The sequence below is a fragment of the Nostoc sp. UCD121 genome, assembly GCF_014222285.1.
Classification (GTDB): Bacteria; Cyanobacteriota; Cyanobacteriia; order Cyanobacteriales; family Nostocaceae; genus Nostoc.
Map to the genome: position 1 here is coordinate 43,500 of NZ_JACKZS010000032.1, position 7,730 is coordinate 51,229.

Annotated in this window: 8 protein-coding genes and 1 pseudogene; 5 read left to right on the forward strand and 4 right to left on the reverse strand. The window is 42.2% G+C overall.

What is annotated here, in order from left to right; all coding sequences use genetic code 11:
• Window positions 1–13 precede the first annotated feature (13 nt).
• From GNF10_RS39280 to GNF10_RS09820, 4 genes and pseudogenes are all read right to left on the reverse strand, one after another.
• Window positions 14–205: pseudogene (locus tag GNF10_RS39280) on the reverse strand (HNH endonuclease); the annotation flags it as partial.
• Window positions 181–564, reverse strand: coding sequence for a hypothetical protein (locus GNF10_RS09810; RefSeq protein ID WP_185587760.1), 384 nt, complete (start codon window positions 562–564; stop codon window positions 181–183). The pseudogene GNF10_RS39280 and the gene GNF10_RS09810, both read right to left, overlap by 25 nt.
• 111 nt (window positions 565–675) lie before the next feature.
• Window positions 676–1,113 carry an SRPBCC domain-containing protein gene (locus GNF10_RS09815; RefSeq protein ID WP_311774146.1) on the reverse strand — a complete coding sequence of 146 codons (438 nt, stop codon included), beginning with the start codon at window positions 1,111–1,113 and terminating at the stop codon, window positions 676–678.
• A gap of 63 nt (window positions 1,114–1,176) precedes the next feature.
• Window positions 1,177–1,500, reverse strand: a complete 324-nt coding sequence (locus GNF10_RS09820; RefSeq protein WP_185587758.1) for a metalloregulator ArsR/SmtB family transcription factor — start codon at window positions 1,498–1,500, stop codon at window positions 1,177–1,179.
• A gap of 413 nt (window positions 1,501–1,913) precedes the next feature.
• Here GNF10_RS09820 and GNF10_RS09825 point away from each other — a divergent pair, with 413 nt between their 5' ends.
• The 5 genes from GNF10_RS09825 (at window position 1,914) to GNF10_RS09845 (ending at window position 7,659) form a co-directional block, all read left to right on the forward strand.
• Entirely contained in the window at window positions 1,914–2,966 is a 1,053-nt protein-coding gene (locus tag GNF10_RS09825; RefSeq protein WP_185587756.1) for a BMP family protein, read from the forward strand.
• Window positions 2,967–3,146: 180 nt separating this feature from the next.
• Window positions 3,147–4,616, forward strand: coding sequence for an ABC transporter ATP-binding protein (locus tag GNF10_RS09830; protein WP_185587754.1), 1,470 nt, complete (start codon window positions 3,147–3,149; stop codon window positions 4,614–4,616).
• Window positions 4,613–5,671, forward strand: coding sequence for an ABC transporter permease (locus tag GNF10_RS09835; protein WP_185587752.1), 1,059 nt, complete (start codon window positions 4,613–4,615; stop codon window positions 5,669–5,671). The genes GNF10_RS09830 and GNF10_RS09835 overlap by 4 nt, the downstream gene beginning before the upstream one ends.
• Before the next feature lie 77 nt (window positions 5,672–5,748).
• Window positions 5,749–6,687 carry an ABC transporter permease gene (locus GNF10_RS09840; RefSeq protein ID WP_185607147.1) on the forward strand — a complete coding sequence of 313 codons (939 nt, stop codon included), beginning with the start codon at window positions 5,749–5,751 and terminating at the stop codon, window positions 6,685–6,687.
• A 288-nt stretch (window positions 6,688–6,975) separates the two neighbouring features.
• Entirely contained in the window at window positions 6,976–7,659 is a 684-nt protein-coding gene (locus GNF10_RS09845) for a hypothetical protein (RefSeq protein ID WP_185586699.1), read from the forward strand.
• Window positions 7,660–7,730: the final 71 nt, after the last annotated feature.

Below are 7,730 nucleotides of genomic sequence, written 5' to 3' on the forward strand. Positions count from 1 at the left end.
CACTTCCTTTGTGCTTATTGCACAGAGTACAGGATAGTGCTAAATTTTCCGCTTCAGTCCGTCCACTATGTTTTTCAGCAATAATGTGGTCAATCTCATGAGGCGCAAAGGTAGCGACATCAGGAATCAGACAATACTCACAACAAGCTTTTGCCCGTTCATAAACCTGTCTTCGGAGAGCTACAGGAATATAGGTTTTGCTGATTCTGCGTCAGCTTCTTTGATCTTCAAGAAGGCTCTAGCCTTAGCCATTCTGACAATATGCTCTAAATATTGATACCCTTGCCATTGCTGCTCTTCTGTTGCGGTTAAACCTACCGTCCGATTTTTTTCTACCAGAGTGTTAATTTGAGCTTGCAGGGATTCAGAAGGACGCAGGGCAATAATGGCTTCAGCAGTGGGTAGGCTTGCCAGAAATTCTACGACTTCAGCCATACCTGAAAATCCTGACTGAGTGATCGCATTCAATTCTCGTAACCCCAACTCTAGGATTTGAGGCAGTTTGTCTGCAAAGGGTTGAAGCTGATTGACAACTTCATCAGGTAAGTCAAATGTAACTTGCATAGACGTTTGCTTTTACTACAAGGATACACTTTCTGGATTTTAGCTGACAGAATATTCCACAATTGCGATGGCTACGCGTACCTTTGGTCGGCGTAGCCATCGCAATTGTAATTAATCGTTTGGTTCTAAAAGCTTGCCCAGAGCTTCAACGGACTGCCGCCAGCCGCTTTCCATGCCGCTAGCAACCATGCCATCACGGTCTGACTGGCTCATTGCTGTGCTATGGGTACGAATCTCAGTTGTATGTTCGTCAATTGCTACAAACTCAGCTTTTTCGAGCATGACATGCCCACGTTCCGGCATCCCCAAGAATTCAAATGTCTGCACGATTCGTTTATCTAGAGCGACTTCATGAAAACAGCCAGTAAACTCATACTCGTGACCGTCTTCTGATTGTTCAGCAATGTGCCAACTGCCGCCGTCTTGACAATCGAAGTGATACACTTTCATTGGATTACCGCGACACCACCAACTAGCAAACAGTTCCTCTTTGGTATATGCTTCAAATACCTTTTCTAACGAAGCCTTGATTGTGACAGTACCGAAGATATTTTGTGAATTTTCTCTCCCCTGTTACTGTAAGATTTGCCATACTACCCTCCTGCTACTCTGTTATCGATCTTCTAGTAGTTTTTCCAGAGCATCAAAGCGGGCACTCCAGATTTTTTCATACTCGCCCAGATACGCTGCGGCTACTTTGAGAGTTTTCGGCTGAATCTGAATAACTTTCTCCTTACCACTTCGACGCTTTATAATCAGTCCGGCTTTCTCCAACACACTGATATGCTTTGCGATCGCTGCAAAAGACATCGCATAGGGTTGTGCTAATTCGCCGATAGTATGTTCTGCTGTTGATACCCGCTTCAGAATGTCTCGCCGCGTCACATCAGCCAAAGCAGCAAAAATTTTATCAAGGGCTATATTTGATTCAACCATATAGTTGAATGATATCCAAAGATACAGATCGTGTCAAGTGACGAGGCGGACAACTTTTACCTTCTGTCTTGGGCGAATTCTACCTGAAGTCACATACAATTTTAGGTGTTACTTCCACTGTGCTTCCAATATAAGCAAAAGGAACGGGGCGGAAGTTTGAGTCAAAGTTTTTCATTATGTGTAGAGATCGCTTGCAAATGTAGTCAAGTTATGAATAACTTAAGAGTATGACTAATACTCCTCATCAAGGCAATAAGTAACTAAACTGAACAGTTTAGTATTGTCACTGGAACGATAACTTGTGCGAGGAGAGAGGTTTTTGTGTCTTGATTGAGAAATCCGGGAGAAATTGTTTCCAAAAGGCCACCTACGACTTTAGAGTTTTGAAATAACTATCTATCTGAAGGCGAGGTATGACAACAAGCTTTAGTCGGCGTGAATTTATCTTGTTTGGTTCAGCGGCGTTTGCTACTAGCTTAGTGGTGCAAGCTTGCAGTAATAAGCCGACAACACCAACAGCAACGGGTGGTACTGAAGGGTTTAAAATAGCGATCGCTCTCCCTGGAATGATTACTGACAAAGGCTGGAATCAATCTGGTTATGAAGGAATTAATCTAACAAAACAAAAGCTAGGTGCAGAAACCGCCTATGTAGAAAAAGTAGCACAAGCAGATCAAACAGAAGTACTAACAGATTTTGCTCGTAAAGGCTACAATCTCATCTTCGCGCATGGCGGACAATTTGATGCCGCAATTGAACAAGTGGCCTCACAGTTCCCAAACACCTTTTTTGTGGGTGTGAATGGTAATCTTAAGGCTGAGAATATTGCTTCTTTACGAATAGATCACCTACAAGCTAGTTATTTGTGTGGCATTATCGGTGCTTCTGTCACTAAATCTAATAAATTATCTTATATTGCTGGAGAGAAGTTCCCTGCTACCGAGGGAGAACTCCGGGGATTTGAATTAGGAGCAAAGTCTGTTAAACCAAATATCCAAATTACCTCTACTTTTACAGGTGATTGGAATGATGTTGCCAAAGCCAAGGAAGCGACGCTCGCATTAATTTCTTCTGGTGCTGATGTGATCTATCAATGGTTAGATAATGCCTCAGCCGCAGTCTTACAAACAGCAGGTGAAAAAGGAGTATATGCTTTTGGCAACACCAAGGATCAATTAGATGTTGCACCAAAAGCTGTTTTAACCAGCGCTGTAAAACGCTTAGATTTAGCCATCGCTTATATAGCAGAATTAGCTAAACAAAAACAAATCAAAGGACAAATATATACAATTGGCTTAGAAAGAACAGATATCTTATCTTTAGGAAAATTTGGAGGAATTATACCAGAAGTAGTAAAGCAAAAGGTATTGAATGCAAAGCAAGATATTGTTAATAAAAAAATCGTTTTTGAAGACTGTAAAGAGGCTGGAAAAGATACGCGCTGCCTAAAAAAAGCAACAGTATAGTACCGCAGAGCGGAAGTTAAAAAGCTTAGAGAGCAGATTTTTTGGCGATTTGGAATGGGCGGCTTATTACGCTGTACTGCAATAGGTTTAGTAGACTAGATTAAAAAAATTTTGTAGTGAGGACTTTACTCCAAATTTTGAGGAATAAAGTCCTCATTACGAGCTATCATTTTAGTGAATATGAACTATTTACGCTTAAACAAGATTACCAAATGCTTTGGGTCTTTTATTGCTAACGACAATATCAACCTCTCTGTTGCATCTGGAACCATTCATGCAATACTAGGCGAAAATGGTGCAGGTAAGAGTACTTTAATGAATATTATTAGTGGACTCTATCAACCTGATGCTGGGGAGATTTATCTTCAAGAACAACCAATAAAAATTAATTCACCAAATGAGGCAATTAAATTAGGGATTGGCATGATTTACCAACACTTCATGCTTGTACCGAAATTGACTGTCACCGAAAATATCATCTTAGGGATGGAGAAAACTTGGCGGCTAAATTTACAAGATAAACAGCAAGAAATTGCCGCATTATCCCAAGTTTATGGATTAGAAATTGACCCCACTGCCAAAGTTGAAAATCTATCTGTTGGGGCACAACAACGGGTAGAAATTCTCAAAGTTCTCTACCGTCGAGCAAAGTTGTTGATTCTTGATGAACCTACAGCAGTTTTGACCCCGCCAGAAGTAGAATCATTAATTGCTATCTTGCGACAATTGGCAGCCGCAGGTAACACAATCATTTTTATCAGTCATAAATTAGAAGAGGTCATGAATCTCTGTGATTCAGTAACAGTTTTGCGCCAGGGAAAGGTAGTAGCAACAATATCAACTTCAGCAGCTACACCTCAGCAGTTAGCAACATTAATGGTAGGACGGGAGGTAAGTTTACAGTTAAATAAAAGTTCTACATTACCAGGAGAAATCATCCTATCGGTGCAAAATTTGCAAGTTGCTGATGAAAGAAATATCCCTGCTGTAAATAATGTATCTTTTGAACTGCGGGCGGGAGAAATTTTAGGAATTGCTGGTGTCGATGGAAATGGACAGCGAGAATTAGCTGATGCCATTGCTCTTGTGCGGACTATTAAGCAGGGTAAAATTGAGTTTACGCCCAAGCATTCCTCAGTGGGCTACATTCCAGAAGATAGGCAGACAATGGGATTGGTGTTGCAATTTAGCATCGCCCAAAATTTGATTTTAAAAGCTTTTAAATATCTGCCATTTTGTCGCCATTTTTTGTTACAACCACAAGCGATCGTTAATCGTGCCCAAGCTGCAATGCAAGAGTTTGACATTCGGGCGAATGGGATTGATATCAAGGTAAGTCAGCTTTCGGGAGGAAATCAACAAAAAGTGGTGTTAGCGCGAGAACTGGCGCTAACACCAGCTTTAATTATCGCTATGCAACCCACAAGAGGGTTAGATGTCGGGGCGACAGTAGCCGTCCAGTCTCGAATTTTAACAGAACGCGATCGCGGTGCGGCAATTTTGTATATTTCTAATGAGTTAGAAGAAGTGATGGCAATGAGCGATCGCATTGCTGTAATCTACAGAGGTGAGTTTTTGGCTATTTTGGATGCAGCCACGGCGAAGGTTGAAGAAATTGGTTTTTTGATGGCTGGTGGGGTTAATCAATGATCGCAACTAATCGCATGAAATTCCTGTTACCAATCCTATCACCCCTAATTGCGATCACCTCCGCCCTTATCGTCGGTGCTATCCTCATGCTAATTGCTGGGGCAAATCCCATCGCCGCATACAGCATTTTATTTCAAGAATCTATCTCTACCTACTTTGGATTTGGTAACACCCTCACCAAAATGACACCGCTATTGTTCGCTAGTTTGGGCGTGTTAGTAGCATTGCGGGCTGGGCAATTTAATATTGGTGGAGAAGGACAAATTTATCTGGGTGCGTTGGGAAGTACTTTAATTGGGCTATACGTGCAAGGATTACCTGCGGTGATTCATATCCCCCTAGCACTTTTGGCAGGATTTTTCTTTGGTGCAGTTTGGGGTTGGATTCCTGGTTATCTCAAAGCAATGCGCGGAGTAAATGAGGTAATTACTACATTGTTGCTCAACTATATTGCGGTGAATTTAGTTAGCTACCTCGTCCAAAATCCATTAATGGCAACAGGTGCGCCTAGTCCTTATTCGCCATTAATTGCCAAAACATCCCGTTTGCCAATTATCTTACCCCAAAGCCTTGCCCATGCTGGGATTTTATTCGGTTTAATTGCCGCAGGTATTTTATGGGTATTGTTAGTGCGATCGCCGCTAGGTTATCAAATTACAGCAGTGGGATTTAACCCTACTGCTGCCCGTTATGCCCACATATCTGTTGAACGTACCATTATGCTGGTGATGGCTTTTTCAGGTGGTTTAGCTGGGTTGGCTGGGAGTTGTGAGGTGATGGGGTTGAAATATCGGCTATTTGAACAAGTTTCACCAGGTTACGGATTTGATGCCATTGCGATCGCTTTTTTAAGTCGTGGTAGTGTTGTCGGTGTAGTCTTAACTTCTTTGTTTTTTGCAGCGCTTCGCAGTGGTGCAAATGTGATGCAGCGTAGTGCGGGTGTGCCTATAACAGTAGTTTACGCGATTCAGGGGTTTATGGTGTTATTTATTGCTATCAGTCTCGCGGTGGAAAGAGAAATAAGAGTAAAAACGCTTTGGAGCGCTAAGGTTTAACGCAGAGGAACACAAAGAAAACTCTGCGATACTTTGCGCTTCCCTCGTGCGTTCCTCTGCGTTTAATAAATAACTCCATGAATAATCTCAACTTCTTCTCCGATTACTTAATCGCTTCCTTACGCCTAGCCGTCCCCCTAGCATTTGCAGCCCTTGGAGGATTGTACTCGGAACGATCGGGCGTGTTAAATATCGCCTTAGAAGGAATGTTGCTTACAGGCGCTTTTACTGCTGCTGCTGCCACTTTCTACACAGGTAATCCCTGGCTTGGTATCCTCGCTTCCTTAATTGCAGGTGGATTAGTCGGACTACTCCATGCTGTTTTGTGTGTCACTTTGCGTGTCGATCAATTGGTATCTGGGCTAGCAATTAATCTCGTCGCAGCTGGATTAACATCGTTTTTAGCCCGGTTAGTGTTTGGTGGCAGTAGTACGCAGCAGTTACCTGGAATTGGGGCAATTACTATTCCTGGTTTAGCCAATATTCCCCTAATCGGACCGCTACTATTTCAGCAAGATTTTTTAGTATATTTGTTATTTATTTTAGTTATTTTAACTACATACATTTTATTTAAAACTAGCTTTGGGCTGACATTGCGGGCAGTGGGTGAATCTCCGAAAGCTGCTGGCACGGCTGGAATTTCAGTAACATTTGTTTGTTATATCGCTGTGGTGATTAGTGGCTGTCTTGCGAGTTTAGGAGGTGCTTATTTAACTCTGGTACAAGTAAGATTTTTTGCCGAAGGGATGAGTGCTGGTAAAGGATTTATTGCGATCGCAGCATTAATTTTTGGCAGATGGCATCCTATAGGTAGTGCTTTAGCTTGTTTGCTATTTGGGGCTACAGAAGCTTTACAACTGCGTATTCAGGCATTAGGGGCAAATATCCCTTACCAATTTTTAGTCATGCTACCTTATGCGATCGCTTTATTAGCATTAGTCGGATTAGCGGGGAAATCTACACCCCCTAAAGCTTTAGGTACTCCCTACTTTGCAGAAAATCACCACTCAGACTAACCCTCTTTTGTCACTTTGGTAGAACCCAATCGCTGAAAGCATTTCAGGGCTTACATCTCCGGGTTTTGGCTACAAACTTGAGTTACTGTTAGAAAATAAAAGCTCAAAGCTCGGCTACATAAAAGTTTCAGAATGTTGCTTCGATTATTATTTTCTGAAAGTGACAAAAGAGGGCTAATAAAACATTCCTTCGACGAACTCAAAAACAGCACTAAATTAATATATGTTTGAGATTACCTCAAGCTACTGCTCAGTGCGACCCTGCCCGTTACAGAACGAATCCTAGAGATGACCACATACCGCCAATTAACAATCTGGGATGTGCTTGATGAGTTGTCCGAATCTCCAGCGACATCAACACTAGCACCGATGTGGGAATGTTTAGATGCCGAACTGGAAAAATTACCCTTGGAGGCACAGTTATTAACCGCAGCGCTTGCCTTCAGTCAAATTGCAGATATTCTTAAGTCTCGCGCCGAAGTGCTGTTGCAAGATACCCGCGATCGCAATAGTCTTTTGGGGCCAATTGTTAGCACCGATCTCTTTGCTGGGTTAGTGCGGACAACAATGCACCTAGATTTAGATGATTTGATTGAACCACAGACACCACAAACCTTTAAACCACATGGCCCACACCAATTTTCATCTCCTAACCAGGAGGGTGATTCTGTAGCAGCACCTGCTGAAAAAGCGAATGTTTTGGCAATGCTTGATGAGGTAACAACTTTAGAAGATGTCCGCAATTTGGCATCAGACGAAAATGTGGAAAAATGGCAGAGCGCGATCGCTAACTACCTAATAAATGTCAAAGATGAGATTTCTTTAGTTAAACTGCAACGTGTGTTGCAAATGCCGATGGTAGAAGTCTGGTTGGGATTATTGCTGGGTGGGTTTACACTAGAACAGCGTGGTGATTTTTATCACAACCATAATGTCTGGGTGAAAAGCTCTCCTTCTTACTACCAGAAGTAAATCAGGGAAACAATTTGAAGGGTTTTTACTAAAGCGACCTCTTGCAGATATCTTGAAGCGATCGCCCATAT